Genomic DNA, 16,006 nt, shown 5'->3' with positions numbered 1-16,006 from the left:
TTTTTAATTTTTATTATAATGGATTTTGCACAATTAATGGATTGGCATCAATTTCTGCTTGAGGAATTTGAAAAATAAATCTATTATCTCCTGCTTGAATATTAAATTTACCAAATGCAGGATGATTTGAACCATCGTAATCTCTTGTCAAAGAAACTCCTAATCGCTTCATATCATACCAAGCACAACCTTCTCCCCACAATTCAATTCTTTTTTGAAGAATTATTTCATTAATTAATGACGAACCTGAATTTGTAGAAAGCGTATATGACGGATCTCTAGTTATTGTTATCTCATACAATACTTGCTTTGCTGAAGCTTCATTTCCAGATCTTGCTAGTGCTTCTGCTTCTATATAATACATTTCAGAAGATCTCAAATAAATATAACTACCGGCGTCTATAGTTGGATCTCTAAATTTTATATTTGCATAAGCTGGCAAAGACGGATAGATCAAATTTCCTGATGTAGAGACAAAGGCTTTTTTTCTAAAATCGGTTTCTGAAATACTATTATACAAACTTTTGTCTATATTTTTATAAATTCCCATTCCTCCTGCATATCCCGAAGCGTTTGTATTATCAAAATGACCAAAGAAATTTGCAACAAAAGTACTAATTGAAGAATTTAGTGTTGCTCCCCACATGGTTTCATTAGATTTTGTAATATAAAAACCATTCATCCATTCTGCTTCATTAAGCAAAGTATAGTTTTTTCTTGCAAGATGAGCCATATTTGCCGCATCCGTATACTTTCCCATTTCTAAATATACTTCTGCTAAAAAAGCCTCTGCAACTGTTTGATCCACAGAATCATTGTTCGATCTCTTATACGATGCTAATAATTCTATAGATTCCTTCAAATCGGTTTCTATCAAGCTATACACCTCACTCACGTTAGATCTCGCCTTACCTTCTAATGTAGGCTCTATATATAGAGGAACACATAATTTAGTTTCATTGCCAATATATGTAGGTCCATATGTGCGAGCCAACATAAAATAGAAATAACCTCTTAAAGCCAAAGCTTGGCCTCGAATTGCCTTTAAATTTTCATCGGTAGTGCTTGACGGAATACCTCCAAGTACAATATTTGTAGATTTAATCTGAGGATAGTATGTATTCCACACTAATCTAGATCTTGAATTCGTTTGTTGTCTACCAATATAAGTATAGAAAGATTGATACCAGCTTGATTTTGTCATTAGCATGTCATTAGACATCATATCCATTGCAGAAAGCACAGATTTATGACCATAATCTTCATGATTGCTTCCAATTGCTAATCCATAAGATCGTAATGCAGAATAAATTCCACTTACAATAGCTTGATTCGCCGATGCAGAAGTTGCCAATTGTTCTTTATTAATTGTTGATTCTGGAACTGTATCAAGAAACTCTTTATCACAGCTTGTAAGAGTCAGTAAAAACAGAATTGCTATTATTATCTTTTTCATGTCCTTAAAAATTTACTGTTAAACCAAATGAAACACTTCTCATCACACCATACACATTAAGCGACTGCCCATTATTTACCCTTTCTCCTAATCTATTTAGCCTTGGATCCATTCCTGTTCTCTTAGACCATAATGCTAAATTCGAGCCCATCAAAGTAAATTTTGTAGATTGTATACCTAAATCCTTAAGCCAAGTATCATTATAGTTATATCCTATCGAAACATCTTGAAGGCTTATATAATCAGACTTTATTAAGAAATAATCTGAATTTCCCATTTGATAGATTGATATATGATCAACTCTTGGTATGTTTGAAGTCGGATTATCAATTGTCCATGCTTTTGTGACATCTTTATGATAATTCTGACCTATATTATCCGACCCCGAATACATGGCAGATTGGTAAACTCCATCGTACATATAACCACCAAATTGATAAGCAAAACTAGCTTGAAACGTAATATTTTTATATCTTAATAAAGTTCCAAATCCACCATATACATCTGGATTGGCATCTTTTTTACTCAAATATGTTGTAGCATCTCCAAAGACATTAGTAGTTACTTTATTTCCTGTTAAGTTTCCATTAGTATCTTTCTCATCTTTATACCATAATGCATCGCCATTTGCTTTATCAACTCCAGCAAATTCTCTTAAAAAATATGAATAAGCAGGAGCCCCAACCTCAAAACGATAAATTCCATCTGTAAATGCTTTTGGTAACGACGTTATCTTGTTTCTATACCTTGTTGCATTAGCCCAAATATTGAAGTCTACATTTTTATTTTTAACAACATCAACTCCTAAATTTATCTCTATCCCTTTATTTCCCATATCTCCAATGTTTTTAGAAACAAATGATGTTCCTGTAGATAAAGCGATAGGAAAATTATATATCAAATCACTAACATTTCTTTCAAAATATTCAGCTTCAATAGAAATTCTATCAAATAAGTTAATATCAAAACCTATATTTAAATTTTTAGATTTTTCCCATTTAACACTCTTATCTGCTTCAAAAACATTTAAAACACTAGCATTACCGTCAGAATCTGGTACTATTTCATATTGAGTTTCATAGGCATAATAGTTTCTTAAACTACCAAAATAACTGCGATGACTAATTTGTGACGTAACTGGGTAATTTATATTATCATTCCCTTGCTCTCCGTAACTACCTTTTATTCTAAAATCGGTGATCCATTTTGTTTTAGGAAAGAATGATTCTTTAATCACAGACCAAGCAGCTCCAAAACCATAAAAATTACCCCATCTGTTTTCTGGAGCAAATACTGAAGATCCATCTCTTCTAAAGCTTGCATTAACAAAATATTTGTTTTTATAGTTATAGTTTAATCTTGAAAAATAACCTTCTACTTTATATAAGTCATTATAACCATCCAAATAACCATATTTTGTAGCGTTGCTAATGATTGGTAAATTAGATATGACCACATTACTTTTTTGCCCCGCTAACATTTTTGAAGTAAAATCAGATGATTCATGACCGATTAATACATCAAGCGTATGCTCTCCTAAAGTTTTTTTCCAGGATAATAATTGCTGATTAGTTAATGTATATTCATTTTTAGTAGCCGTTCCTATTCGACCATTCACTCCCATATCGTCACCACCTTCACCTGTTGTACTTGTCAGATAATAGCCTGATAAAAAATCATATCCAATATTATATCTAAAATTAAAATCCTTTAAGAATTCAACAGAAGCATAAGCTCTGGCACCAAATTTATTTTCTTCATTTGATTTAATATTTAATAATGTAGTTGCATAAGGGTTCAAATTTGAACCATAAGGTCGATCTCCTTTTTGGTTAAAATCATAAGATTTAGTACCATCTTGATTATAAATCATATTACCACTGTCATCTCTTTGCCAAATAGTATATATAGGTGCAATATTTCGAGCCCAACTAAATAAATTGCTATATGTTGAAGATGATGTTTTTGAAATTGGAGCATTTTGGTTTGAATGTGCATAATTTACATTTGTTCCAATTTTTACTTTACTCGAAACATTATAATCTACATTAGCTCTCAATGTTACACGTTCAAAGTTTGAATTGATCGTATATCCATCATCTGATAAATAACCAATAGATAAATAAGAGTTTAGATTGTCTGTACTACCTGATAGGCTTAAATACTGCTCTTGTCTAATAGCATCTCTAAATAATGCTTTTGACCAATTATCATGATACAGTAACTTAGCATCTGCATTTATTTCTCCTGTTGCTGGATTTATAACCTGATTATTGGCTACATTATAATTATTATATCCAAGAGAATAAGTATCACCTTCTATTAAATTTTGGGCAGCAATATTTGAAGCATTAGCTGGTGTTTGTCCTTGATAAATTAAACCATTTTTAACTCTATTATATACTGCTTTATAATAATCAGCTGGACTTTTAATCATATCATATTCAGGTACAGCTCGTGAATTAACTCCAATTTTAGTTTCATAAGTAACTGTCAATTGTCCCTTCTTTCCTTTTTTGGTGGTAACAATTATTACTCCGTTTGCTCCTCTACTTCCATACAGTGCATTAGACGATGCATCCTTTAAAAAACTAATTGATTCGATATCCTGAGTTGATATAGAGTTGATATCTCCATTAAATGGTATTCCGTCTACCACATATAATGGTGCATTTGAAGATGAAATCGAACCAATACCTCTAAATCTTACTTGAGGAGCATCTCCAGGCTGACCAGAATTAGCGCTAATTTGTACGCCGGCAACTTTCCCTGTTAAGGATTGCACTGCATTAGATGCTTGAGATGTTTCTAACATTTTTGAATCAATTTTAGAAACAGCTCCTGTAATTTCCTGTTTCTTTTGTGTCCCATAAGCCACCTGAACCACAACTTCTTCTAATTGTTCTCCACCTTCCTGCATTTTAATATTTATAGAAGATGAATTTCCAACGGTAACCGACTGATCTTTCATCCCCATGTAAGAAAAAACCAGAACATCTCCTGTTTTTGCTTTAATCTTGTATTTTCCATCAAAATCGGTTTGAACTCCATTGCTAGTTCCTTTTACCATAACATTCGCACCCGGAATTGGTCCGCTTCCATCTGATACAATTCCTGAAATTGTTTTTTCCTGCGCAAAAAACAATTGAGCAGTCAACAAAAACACAAGAATTGCAAATCCTTTAAATTTTCTTTTCATTATAGTTTATTTGAATTAAGGGGCGCAACTTATAAAATTAAATTAATTTTAACAAGATTATACATTCATTTAACATAATTTATTATAAAAATAAACTTACAAATAAATTAAACAAACAAAAAAACCACCTATCTCTAGATGGTTTTTAATCCTGTATCATTTATACTAAAAGCTTACTAATTCAAAATAGTTAAAAAACGAATATTAGGAGATATCTTAATGACTATGCAATTAAGTACTGTGAAATATGACACAAAACTAATAAAGAGTCAAACTGTAAATATTACCGGATAAGCCAAAAAAGCAATAAAAAAAGCCAATAGTTCAAAAACTATTGGCTTTAAAATTTCTTAAGCTTTAATTCTTACATTCTCTCTGGAACTTCAATTCCTAATAGTTGGAATGCAGATTTGATTACTTCGGCAACTTTTTGAGAAAGCTGCACTCTGAATATTTTTTTAGTTAAATCAACTTCTCCTAAAATATGAACTGATTGGTAAAAAGAGTTATATTCTTTTACTAAATCGTACGTATAATTAGCAATTAATGCTGGACTATGATTCTGAGCCGCATTCTGAATTACTTCTGGGAAAAGTTGGATTTGTTTTACCAATTCTTTCTCTTTTTCATGCAATTCTTCGATTTCAATTTTATTAGAAAAATCAAAATCGGCTTTACGGATTATTGACTGAATTCTCGCGTATGTGTATTGAATAAAAGGTCCTGTATTTCCAGCAAAATCGACAGATTCTTCTGGATTAAATAAAATACGTTTTTTAGGATCTATCTTTAAAATGTAATATTTCAAAGCTCCCAAACCGATTGTTTTGTACAACTTTGCTTTTTCTTCGGCAGAATAGCTATCCAATTTCCCTAAATCTTCTGAGATTTGTTTGGCTGTATCGGTCATATCTTGCATCAAATCATCAGCATCTACAACGGTTCCTTCACGGCTTTTCATTTTTCCAGATGGCAAATCAACCATTCCGTATGACAAATGATATAAAGTTGAAGACCAATCAAAACCTAATTTTTTCAAGATTAAGAATAAAACTTTGAAATGATGATCTTGCTCGTTTCCAACTGTGTAAACCATTCCTCCAACATCTGGCATGTCTTTAACACGTTGAATTGCGGTTCCGATATCTTGTGTCATATAAACCGCTGTTCCATCAGAACGTAAAACAATTTTTCGGTCAAGACCTTCATCTGTCAAATCAATCCAAACAGAACCGTCTGGATCTTTTTCGAAAACGCCTTTATCCAAACCTACCTGAACAACATCTTTTCCTAAAAGATAGGTATTGCTTTCGTAGTAATATTTATCAAAATTAACTCCAAGATTTGTGTAAGTTGTTGCGAAACCTTCATAAACCCATTCGTTCATTTTTTTCCAAAGCTCAATTACTTTTTCATCACCAGCTTCCCATTTCTTAAGCATATCTTGCGCTTCGATAATGATCGGCGCTTGCTTTTTGGCTTCTTCTTCTGTTTTTCCAGCTTCTATTAAACCGTTAATTTCATTTTTGTAAGCTTTATCAAACTCTACGTAGTATTTACCTACTAGTTTATCCCCTTTTAAACCAGATGCTTCAGGCGTTTCTCCGTTTCCAAATTTCTCCCAAGCCAGCATTGATTTACAGATATGAATTCCTCTATCGTTGATAATTTGAGTTTTATACACTTTTTTACCAGAAGCTTTTAAAATTTCTGCAACAGAATATCCTAACAAATTGTTACGAACGTGTCCTAAGTGCAATGGTTTGTTGGTGTTTGGAGAAGAATATTCTACCATAATTGCCTTCTCTGCCGGATTTGGAGCTACAAAACCAAACTGTTTTTGGTCTTTTATTCCGTTAAAGAAATTCACATAATAACTGTCTGAAATAACAATATTCAAGAAACCAGAAACTACATTAAAGCGAGCAACCTCAGAAACATTCTCAACTAGATAATTTCCAATTTTATTTCCTAATTCAACCGGATTACTTTTAATCACTTTTAGCAAAGGGAAAATTACCATTGTAATATCTCCTTCAAACTCTTTTCTAGTAGTTTGAAACTCGATTTTATCAACAGTAACATCAAATAATGCTTGTATTGCTTTTTGTATAGAAGGTGTAAGAATTTGTGATAATGACATGTAAACTTATTTTAAAGTGAGCAAAGATACTGCTTATTCATCAATTAGAGAAAATCAAAAACATATTAAATTCAGAAAAAGAGTTTCAATCTGACAAAAAAGCGCATTTATTAATTGTTAAAATTATCAAAAAATCAAAACCGTAATCTCTTACAAAACAGTCCATGAGAAAAAAAACACACTTTTTTATTTAATTTCTTGTAACATATCAATTGTAAAAGAGTCTTAATAGTGACTCTAATTTTTTAAGGTCAAGAAAAACAAAAAAAGAAAAAACTAACAAAACGAAATCATCATCATCAATCAAATCAAAAATAATAAGTAAAAAAATCATGAAATTAAAATTCTTTCTGTTTGCGTTATTAGGTATAATCGCAACTGCACAGGCCCAGAATACTGGAAGTATTACTGGAAAAATTACAGAAAAGTCGAACAACGCGCCGATTTCTTATGCAACTGTTTCGCTTAAAGAAAATGGAAAAGTGGTTTCTGGAGTAAATACAGACGATAACGGAGACTATTCATTTAAAAACATTGCTCTAAAAAGTTACACCATCGAGATTCAATATATTGGATTTAGAAAATATATCGGTTCTGTACTTTTGAGCGAAAACAAAAAAAGTGCCACTTTAAATGTTTCTCTTGAAGAAGAAGCAACGCAATTAAAAGGTGTCAACATTATCGCAGAACGTTCTACAATCGAACAAAAAATTGACAGAAAAGTAGTGAACGTTGGTAAGGATTTGACAACTGCAGGAGCTTCAGCATCTGACATTATGAACAATATTCCTTCTGTGAATGTGGATCAGGACGGAAAGCTTTCACTTCGCGGAAATGATAATGTTCGTGTATTAATTGATGGGCGTCCGAGTAATATTGACCCTGCTCAATTGTTAAAACAAATTCCGTCAACTTCTATCAAGAAAATTGAATTGATTACGAACCCAAGTGCAAAATACAATCCAGAAGGAATGTCTGGAATCATTAATATCATCTTGCACAAAAATGCAAACACTGGTTTTAATGGAAGCTATAGTGGTGGTATTACTTTTGGTAAAACGGCAAAATACAATCAATCTTTAGATTTAAATTACAAAACAGGTAAAGTAAATTTCTTTGGAAATGTGGGGCAAAACTTTGGTACTTACCAAAACACAGGATTCATCCAAAGATTTGATCAAGATATAGTTCAAAATATAGCTGTATTGAATGATAATGATTCTTACTTATACAAAATAGGAATGGATTATTTAATTGATGATCATAACACCTTGTCTATCTACACCAATCAAAACAAATCTAACGGAAAAGGTTTTGTAGACACTGATATTGATTACAATAATGTAACGGGTTCTGATATTTCTAATATCTTTCAGAAATCAAGCTATTGGGGGCCTGATAGAGTTGGAACATACAATTTGGCATACAAACACATCTTTAAAAAAGAAGGTCACACTTTAGATTTTGAAGCAAATTATAGTGATAATAAAGAAACTCAAAATGCTGCTTTTGACACTAAAACGACCAAAATAGACAATACTGCTTCGGGTATTGTATATAATGATTTTCTGCAAGGAACTAGAAAATTAAGTACTGTAAACGTAGATTATGTTAATCCGTTAAACGAAAAAACAACCCTTGAAGCTGGAGCTGAGGCAAGAATCACGAGAACAGATAACGATTATGTGACTGGAAATCCTTTGTTACCAGTAGCAGACCAAACGTCTCATTATACGTATGACACAGATATTTATTCTGCTTATGTAACATTTGGACAGAAATACAAAAAGTTTAGCTATCAATTGGGTGCGCGTTTTGAAAGCTATAAAGTACAGGCTAACTTAAATTACGGTCAGACTAAATTTGATGATGATTATATTACATTGTATCCATCAGCATATTTAACGTATAATTTGAATGAGAAAAACACGTTGCAGTTTAGCTACAGCCGTCGTGTAGACCGTCCGAGTTTAGAACAGACAAAACCTATTCGTGAATTTGCTACTCCATTAGTTACTTCATTAGGAAATCCTGAATTAAGACCTCAGTTTACCAACTCAGTTGAAGTAAATTATACTAAAACTCTTGAAAAAGGAAGTTTTACAACTGGAGTTTTTGTGAGAAGTATTAATGACCAAATCAGCAGAATTTTATATCCTGATCCAGCAGATCCGAGCATGGAAAAACAAATCATGAGTTTTACCAACTACGATCACAATACAGCTTATGGATTTGAAGTTTCTTTCAATTATAAAATCACAAAATGGTGGGATATTCAACCATCGATTGATTTCTCAAGTATTAATCAGCAAGGTATTGTATTCCAATACGATCCTGCAACAAATACAAGTAATCCAATCGATAGAAAAATTACTGTTGCTGCTTTCAACGGACGTATGAACTCTAATTTTAAAGTAAACAAACGTTTAAGTTTCTTAGCTTTCGGATTCTATAGAGGTGCTACAGACGGACTTCAAAACAACAGTCACGAAATGTATAAAATGGATATTGGTACACGTTACACCTTGTTGGACAACAAAATGAATTTAAGCGTTCGTTTCAATGACGTTTTCAATACAATGAAATATGCTTTTGATACCATGTATCCTTACCCTCAAGCAGGTCAGTTTAAATGGGAAAGCCAAACGGTTTACTTTGGTTTGACTTATAACTTTGGAGGCGGAAAAATCAAAAATTTACAGCGTAAACAAAGAGATGACAATACTAACAAAGGCGGGGGCGGAATGTTCTAATCTTGTCTGAGAAAATTTTTTAAATAATTTTTTGAATAATTTCTTGTAGAAAAAAAGTCTGGAGATTGCCACCTCCAGACTTTTTTTGTTTTATTCTATTCTATAAAAAGTTACGCAACTCCTTTATTTCTTCTGGATTTGCAGTTTCAGAATTATCTGTGATTGCTGAAGAATGATAAAAAGTGAGATCTAATTTTTCTTGCAACAGTTTGATATTTGAAGATCTTAAACCTCCTCCTGGCATAATTTCAATTCTGTCTCCCGCTAGTTCTTGAAGCCTTTCTAGAGCCAAAATTCCTTCTTCTACATTTACACCTTGACCTGAAGTCAAAATGGTTTTGAAGCCACAATCAATCACATCTTCAAGTGCTTTTTCAGGATTTTTAACTACATCAAAAGCACGGTGAAAAGTACACGATAACGGATGCGCCAAATGCACTAATTCCTTATTCTGCTTTTTATTTACTTTTCCGTTTTCTTTTAAAATTCCGAAAACGAAACCATCAACACCTAGTTTTTTATATTGCTTGATATCTTGTTTCATTTCGGTAAGCTCTTCGTCAGAATAAACAAAATCACCACCTCTAGGCCTTATAATAACATGCATTTTTATATTTATACTTTCGCGAACCTTTACTACCAAAATAGAGTTTGGAGTAGTTCCTCCCAGTTTCATATTTTCACATAGCTCAATTCTATCCGCACCGTTTGCTTGAGCAATTAATGCCGATTCATAATTAAAACAAGCTATTTCTAGTTGATTTTTTTTCATTTTGATTTAAATAGTTTTTCTCCAAATGAAACCTGTCAGGTTTTTAAAATCTATCAGGTTTGAGTACGCAATTTATAAAAAAACCTGCTCCCAATAAGAAGCAGGTTTTAAAAAAATATAATGTAAGATGATTATTTTACCATTTAATAATAGCACTTGCCCAAGTAAATCCACTACCGAAGGCTGCTAAGACTACAGTATCTCCAGATTTAATTTTCCCTTGTTCCCAAGCCTCAGTCAAAGCAATCGGAATAGATGCTGCGGTTGTGTTTCCGTATTTCTGAATATTGTTATGAACTTGGTCGTCTGTTAATTTGAATTTGTTTTGAATGAATTGAGAAATTCTCAAATTCGCCTGATGCGGAATCAGCATATCAATATCTGAAACCTGAAGACCATTTGCTTCCAATCCTTCATTGATTACTTCAGCAAAACGAACTACAGCATTTTTAAATACAAACTGTCCGTTCATATATGGGTAATAACTTTCATCATTCGGATCATTATCTGCAATAATATCTGTTACCCAACGCGCTCCCATTCCTGGCGCTTGCAAAGCCAATTCTTCTGCATGCTCTCCTTCAGAGTGTAAGTGTGTAGATAAAATTCCTTTGGTTAAATCTTCTTCACGGCTTAAAACTGCAGCTCCTGCTCCATCTCCGAAAATTACAGAAACTCCACGTCCGCGAGTAGTCATATCTAATCCTGTAGAGTGAACCTCAGAACCAATAACCAAAATATTTTTATACATTCCGGTTTTAATATACTGATCTGCAACAGAAATTGCATAAACAAAACCAGAACATTGATTTCTAACATCCAATGCTCCAACTGTTCTTAAACCTAAATCTCTTTGAACCAGAACTCCAGGTCCTGGAAAATAATAATCTGGACTTAATGTAGCAAAAACTACAAAGTCAATATCTTCTTTGGCAACACCAGAACGCTCTATTGCAATTTTAGCTGCTTTTACTCCCATTGAAGTAGTAGTGTCTTCTCCACGGATAATGTGTCTTCTTTCCTGAATCCCGGTTCTTTCCTGAATCCATTCGTCATTGGTATCCATTATCTTAGACAAATCATCGTTAGTCACCACATTAGAAGGAACATAATATCCTAAACCAGCTATTTTTGAATGATACATATATCTATTATTATTTATTAAAAAATTGGATTGCAAATTTACGCATACTTTAAAATATACGTACACAAAATACTATTTTTTTCGTTATTAGCAATTTAATATATTCTAATTCTACGCTAACTTATTATCATTTGCTTCTTGAAAAGACAATTTTCGCATGCAAACATTGAAAAAAATTAAAAATCAGGCTCAAGATGTAACAAGACAAAACTATCTTAGACAAACAATTTTGAATACCAATTTACAAACCCATAAAATTCAAATTATGAAATTAAAGGTTACACTGTTTTTATTTTTAAATATAAGCTTTTTCTCTTTTGCACAGGAGAATCTAACTTATCAAAAACCTTCAAAATCTATTTTAGATTTGGCAGACTATCAAAGAGCTCCTTCCGTATCAATGGATACAAAAAAAGAGAACATGCTCTTGATGTACCGCAACACCTATAAAACACTCGACGATTTAAACCAAGACGAAGTTCGTCTAGCTGGTTTGAGAATTAATCCAGTTACTAATATTTCAAGCACTGTAACGTATTTAATCAATCTTAAATTAAGAAAAATAAACGGAAAGGAAGAAATTCAGGTAAAAGGACTCCCTGATAATCCGAAAATATCAAACATTCTTTGGTCGCCAAACGACAAAAAAATCCTATTCTCGCACACTACCAATTCTGGTGTAGAACTTTGGGTTTTAGATGTTGCAAGCGTACAAGCGACAAAACTTACAGAGGCTAGAGTAAATGCTAATCTTGGAAATCCGTTTAACTGGTTTTTAGACAGCGAAACTATCTTAGTAAAAATGCTTCCTAAAAACAGACCGCCACTTTTAGATTCTAAAAAAGATCTGCCTACTGGACCGATTATTTCAAACACTTCAGGAGAAAAATCTCAAAATAGAACGTATCCCGATATGCTGAAAAACAAAAATGACGAAGCTAATTTTGAAAACTGCATAACTTCTGAATTGTATAAAGTAAAACTAAATGGAGATGCTGTTTTATACAAAGATGCCGCTATGTTTGCTGGAGAAAAAATCTCTCCAGATGGTCAGTACATTATGCTGACAACAATTCAAAAACCATTTTCTTATGTAGTTCCATTAAACAGATTTCCATCTAAAACGGTTGTTTATGATTTAAGCGGAAGAGAAATTAAAACGGTAAACGAGGTTCCTTTAAATGAAATTATGCCAAAAGGTTTTATGGCTGTTCGAAAAGGAAAAAGAGAAATGGCTTGGAGAAACGACAAACCGGCAACTTTATCTTATGTTGTAGCTTTAGACGAAGGAGATCCTGCAAACAAAGTCGATTTTAGAGATGAAGTTTTTCTTTGGGATGCGCCTTTTGACAAAGAAGCTTCTTCATTAGCAAAAACTCCACAGCGTTTTAGCGACATTATGTGGGGGAATGACAATCTAGCTGTTCTTTCTGAAGAATGGTACGACACGAGGAGCACCAAAACATTTTTGATTAATCCATCAAACCCAAATCAGCAGCCAAAAATGATTACGGATAGAAATTCACAAGATGTTTATTCTGATCCTGGAGTTTTTGAAACAAAAAAGAATGCTTACAATAAATATGTTTTAGCAATCGAAAAAAACAACCTTTATAGAATTGGCGAAGGTTATACTAAAAACGGACAGTTTCCTTTTGTAGACGAATTCAATGTAGAAACTTTAAAATCAAAACGTATTTATACTTCTCCTTATAAAGATAAAAAAGAGGATATTTTAGAAATTGAAGATTTCAAGTCTGGGAAAATCTTAGTTATGATTCAGTCAAAAACAGAATACCCAAATTACTATTTCAGAAATATAAAAAAACAAAATAGCCTAACACAAGTTACTGATTTCAAAAATCCGTTTGAAAGCATTAAAGACGTTAGCAAAGAAGTTATTAAATACAAACGTAAGGACGGATTGGAGCTTTCAGGAACTTTATATCTTCCTGTTGGTTATGATAAAACTAAAAAAGAAAAATTGCCGCTATTGATCTGGGCATATCCAGCAGAATATAAAGATAGAAATAGCGCTTCTCAATCGACTCAAAATTCAAACGAATTCACTTTCCCCTATTATGGCTCATTTGTATATTGGGTAACAAAAGGTTATGTAGTTTTAGATGACGCTGCTTTTCCAATTATTGGAGAAGGAACTACGGAACCAAACGACAATTTTATTTCGCAATTAGTAGATAATGCGGCGGCGGCGATTGATGCAGTAGATGCTTTAGGCTATATTAATCGTAAAAAAGTGGCTGTTGGAGGACATTCTTATGGAGCATTTATGACTGCCAACTTATTAACCCATTCGGATCTTTTTGCATGCGGAATTGCGAGAAGCGGTGCGTACAACAGAACATTAACTCCATTTGGATTCCAATCTGAACAAAGAAATTACTGGGAAGCGCCAGAAGTTTACAACGCAATGTCTCCATTTATGAATGCAGAAAAAATGAAAACGCCAATTTTATTAGTTCATGGAGAAGCAGACAATAATCCGGGAACTTTTACTTTGCAGACAGAACGTTATTTTCAAGCATTAAAAGGATTAGGAGCGCCAGCAAGAATGGTTATTCTACCTAAAGAATCTCACGGTTATGTAGCAAAAGAAAACATTTTGCACTTGCTATGGGAACAAGATCAGTTCTTAGAAAAGTATCTGAAAAACTAAATTCATAATTTGATTCTAAAAGTAAACCCGACAAGTTTTTGAAAACTGTCGGGTTTATTATTTTAACAATTAGAAATTATCTAATTTTCTAATTGACACATTCCCTAATTACAAATAATTTAAAGCCAGAAAAACTTCTTGTTCAAGCGGCAAATCTATTTCGCTTTCAAAGAAAATCAATTGCCTTTTATAAACTGTTTCAATTAAATAATGGCTTCCTCTAAAATAAGTTCTTCTAATTTTTACCATCAATTTTGATTCTGAAACCATTTTAAATTGATGCGGATAAACTAATGTTTTATGCGCTTCGTCTGCGTAAGACAATAATAAATGAGTCGGAATTTCATTTACTTCTCCAAACAAAGATGCCACATATTTAACCTTTGGATCTTCGTATATTTTTGAAGGATCATCTTTTACCAACACTTCTCCGCTTCTCATCACAATTGCCTGATCGGCAAAAGACAAAGCATCTGTACTATCGTGTGTTGCAATAATACACGTAATTTCTTTTTGTTTTAGATAACGAAATAAATTACGACGTAAAGCATTTTTTCTAAAAGCATCTATCTGACTAAATGGCTCGTCTAACAAAATTACTTCTGGTTCTAAAGCCAAAACTCGAACCAACGCCACTCTTTGCTGTTGTCCACCACTTAGAAATTTGGTCTTAACATTTGCAAACTGATCCATTTCTACCATTTCTAACAATTCCTGAACACGAAGCTTTTTCATGTTTGCAAAACCGTTCGAGAGAAACTTACCTACGTTTTCTGCAACTGTTTCGTATGGAGACAAATCAAAATCCTGGGCCAGATATTTCATATAAGGCATCCCTGGAATCAAATTGAACTTTGGCCCCAAGATCGGTTTATCGCCATAAAAAATTTTCCCTTCATCCAGATCGTATAATCCGTATATAAGCTTGAGTAGCGTACTTTTTCCGCAGCCACTCTCACCAATAATCGCAATATTCTGGCCTTTTTCAATAGAAAAAGAAATGTTTTTTATAACGGGGCTTTCGGTGTACGAAAAAGATATATTTTGAATGTCAAGCATGAGTTGTAATATGAGTCGTCAAATTTACAATGTTTAATTTCTAAAGTCAAAAAAAAGCTGCTTCAATTATTTGAAACAGCTTTTTTGATAATTTATTTTATTAGAAACTATTTTCCAGCTTCTGCTTTAGCGTCATTTACCATTTTGTCGTTTGCTGTAATTGAAAATTCAACACGACGGTTTTGAGCTCTACCTTCTGGAGTATCATTTGTTGCAATTGGATCTGCAATTCCTAAACCTGAAGTTTTGAAACGGCTTGATTTTAATCCTTTTGAAACTAAATAAGCTTGCACAGAAGCAGCTCTTTGTCCAGAAAGTGTTAAGTTGTATTCTGGTTTTCCAGTATTATCTGTGTAACCAAAAATTTGAATATCTGTATCTCCATAATCATTGAATACAGGAACTAATTTATCTAAATTAGCTTTTGCTTGAGCTGTTAAAGTAGATTTATTAGTATCAAAACGAACAGCGTTTTCGTTTAATGTTAAGTGAATACCTTCACCAACTCTTTCAACAGAAGCACCTGGTAAAGCTTGATCAATTTCACGAGCTTGTTTATCCATTTTATTACCGATTAAAGCTCCAGTTCCTCCACCTACAGCAGCTCCAATTGCAGCTCCTAAAGCAGCGTTTCCGCCTCGTCCGATATTATTTCCTAAAATACCACCAATAACACCACCTGCAACTACACCAATTCCGGCTCCTTTTTGCGTATTATTTGCGTTTTTTACTGAATCACAGCTTGTAAAAAAACTAGCTATAACCATTAAACTACTTAAACCTAAAACCGTTATCTTTCTCAT

General features: G+C 32.9%; 10 protein-coding genes. 2 read left to right on the top strand and 8 right to left on the bottom strand.

What is annotated here, in order from left to right; genetic code table 11:
- Nucleotides 1-13 precede the first annotated feature (13 nt).
- The 3 genes from BSF41_RS10180 to argS all read right to left on the bottom strand — a co-directional run bounded on the left by BSF41_RS10180 (nucleotide 14) and on the right by argS (nucleotide 6,798).
- Nucleotides 14-1,456, bottom strand: coding sequence for a RagB/SusD family nutrient uptake outer membrane protein (locus BSF41_RS10180; RefSeq protein ID WP_095929395.1), 1,443 nt, complete (start codon nucleotides 1,454-1,456; stop codon nucleotides 14-16).
- A gap of 4 nt (nucleotides 1,457-1,460) precedes the next feature.
- A complete protein-coding gene (locus tag BSF41_RS10175; protein ID WP_095929394.1) occupies nucleotides 1,461-4,655 on the bottom strand; it encodes a SusC/RagA family TonB-linked outer membrane protein in 3,195 nt (1,064 codons plus the stop codon).
- A 364-nt stretch (nucleotides 4,656-5,019) separates the two neighbouring features.
- Complete coding sequence (gene argS / locus BSF41_RS10170; protein ID WP_095929393.1) at nucleotides 5,020-6,798, bottom strand: arginine--tRNA ligase; 1,779 nt, start codon at nucleotides 6,796-6,798, stop codon at nucleotides 5,020-5,022.
- Nucleotides 6,799-7,130: 332 nt separating this feature from the next.
- Between argS and BSF41_RS10165 the strand changes: the two genes are divergently transcribed.
- Entirely contained in the window at nucleotides 7,131-9,551 is a 2,421-nt protein-coding gene (locus tag BSF41_RS10165) for a TonB-dependent receptor domain-containing protein (RefSeq protein WP_095929392.1), read from the top strand.
- Nucleotides 9,552-9,651: 100 nt separating this feature from the next.
- On the opposite strand, the gene BSF41_RS10160 is transcribed toward BSF41_RS10165, so the two are convergent.
- From BSF41_RS10160 to BSF41_RS24085, 3 genes are all read right to left on the bottom strand, one after another.
- The gene (locus BSF41_RS10160) at nucleotides 9,652-10,323 is read right to left on the bottom strand and encodes a copper homeostasis protein CutC (protein ID WP_095929391.1); all 672 of its coding nucleotides are present in this window, start codon (nucleotides 10,321-10,323) and stop codon (nucleotides 9,652-9,654) included.
- Between the two features lie 136 nt (nucleotides 10,324-10,459).
- Complete coding sequence (locus tag BSF41_RS10155) at nucleotides 10,460-11,467, bottom strand: 3-oxoacyl-ACP synthase III family protein (protein ID WP_095929390.1); 1,008 nt, start codon at nucleotides 11,465-11,467, stop codon at nucleotides 10,460-10,462.
- 1,397 nt (nucleotides 11,468-12,864) lie between these two features.
- Entirely contained in the window at nucleotides 12,865-12,933 is a 69-nt protein-coding gene (locus BSF41_RS24085; RefSeq protein ID WP_371611124.1) for a hypothetical protein, read from the bottom strand.
- A gap of 38 nt (nucleotides 12,934-12,971) precedes the next feature.
- Here BSF41_RS24085 and BSF41_RS24080 point away from each other — a divergent pair, with 38 nt between their 5' ends.
- The gene (locus BSF41_RS24080) at nucleotides 12,972-14,144 is read left to right on the top strand and encodes an alpha/beta hydrolase family protein (RefSeq protein WP_371611122.1); all 1,173 of its coding nucleotides are present in this window, start codon (nucleotides 12,972-12,974) and stop codon (nucleotides 14,142-14,144) included.
- Nucleotides 14,145-14,252: 108 nt separating this feature from the next.
- On the opposite strand, the gene BSF41_RS10145 is transcribed toward BSF41_RS24080, so the two are convergent.
- A complete protein-coding gene (locus tag BSF41_RS10145; protein WP_095929389.1) occupies nucleotides 14,253-15,203 on the bottom strand; it encodes an ABC transporter ATP-binding protein in 951 nt (316 codons plus the stop codon).
- A gap of 107 nt (nucleotides 15,204-15,310) precedes the next feature.
- Nucleotides 15,311-16,006, bottom strand: a complete 696-nt coding sequence (locus BSF41_RS10140) for an OmpA family protein (RefSeq protein ID WP_095929388.1) — start codon at nucleotides 16,004-16,006, stop codon at nucleotides 15,311-15,313.

Source organism: Flavobacterium sp. ACN2, assembly GCF_002303885.1.
GTDB lineage: Bacteria > Bacteroidota > Bacteroidia > Flavobacteriales > Flavobacteriaceae > Flavobacterium.
This window is presented reverse-complemented; position numbering and strand designations above follow the sequence as displayed.

Coding starts and splice junctions, on each gene's coding strand:
- BSF41_RS10180 (WP_095929395.1), bottom strand. CDS start 1,456: ATGAAAAAGATAATAATAGCAATTCTGTTTTTACTGACTCTTACAAGC.
- BSF41_RS10175 (WP_095929394.1), bottom strand. CDS start 4,655: ATGAAAAGAAAATTTAAAGGATTTGCAATTCTTGTGTTTTTGTTGACT.
- argS (WP_095929393.1), bottom strand. CDS start 6,798: ATGTCATTATCACAAATTCTTACACCTTCTATACAAAAAGCAATACAA.
- BSF41_RS10165 (WP_095929392.1), top strand. CDS start 7,131: ATGAAATTAAAATTCTTTCTGTTTGCGTTATTAGGTATAATCGCAACT.
- BSF41_RS10160 (WP_095929391.1), bottom strand. CDS start 10,323: ATGAAAAAAAATCAACTAGAAATAGCTTGTTTTAATTATGAATCGGCA.
- BSF41_RS10155 (WP_095929390.1), bottom strand. CDS start 11,467: ATGTATCATTCAAAAATAGCTGGTTTAGGATATTATGTTCCTTCTAAT.
- BSF41_RS24080 (WP_371611122.1), top strand. CDS start 12,972: ATGATTACGGATAGAAATTCACAAGATGTTTATTCTGATCCTGGAGTT.
- BSF41_RS10145 (WP_095929389.1), bottom strand. CDS start 15,203: ATGCTTGACATTCAAAATATATCTTTTTCGTACACCGAAAGCCCCGTT.
- BSF41_RS10140 (WP_095929388.1), bottom strand. CDS start 16,006: ATGAGAAAGATAACGGTTTTAGGTTTAAGTAGTTTAATGGTTATAGCT.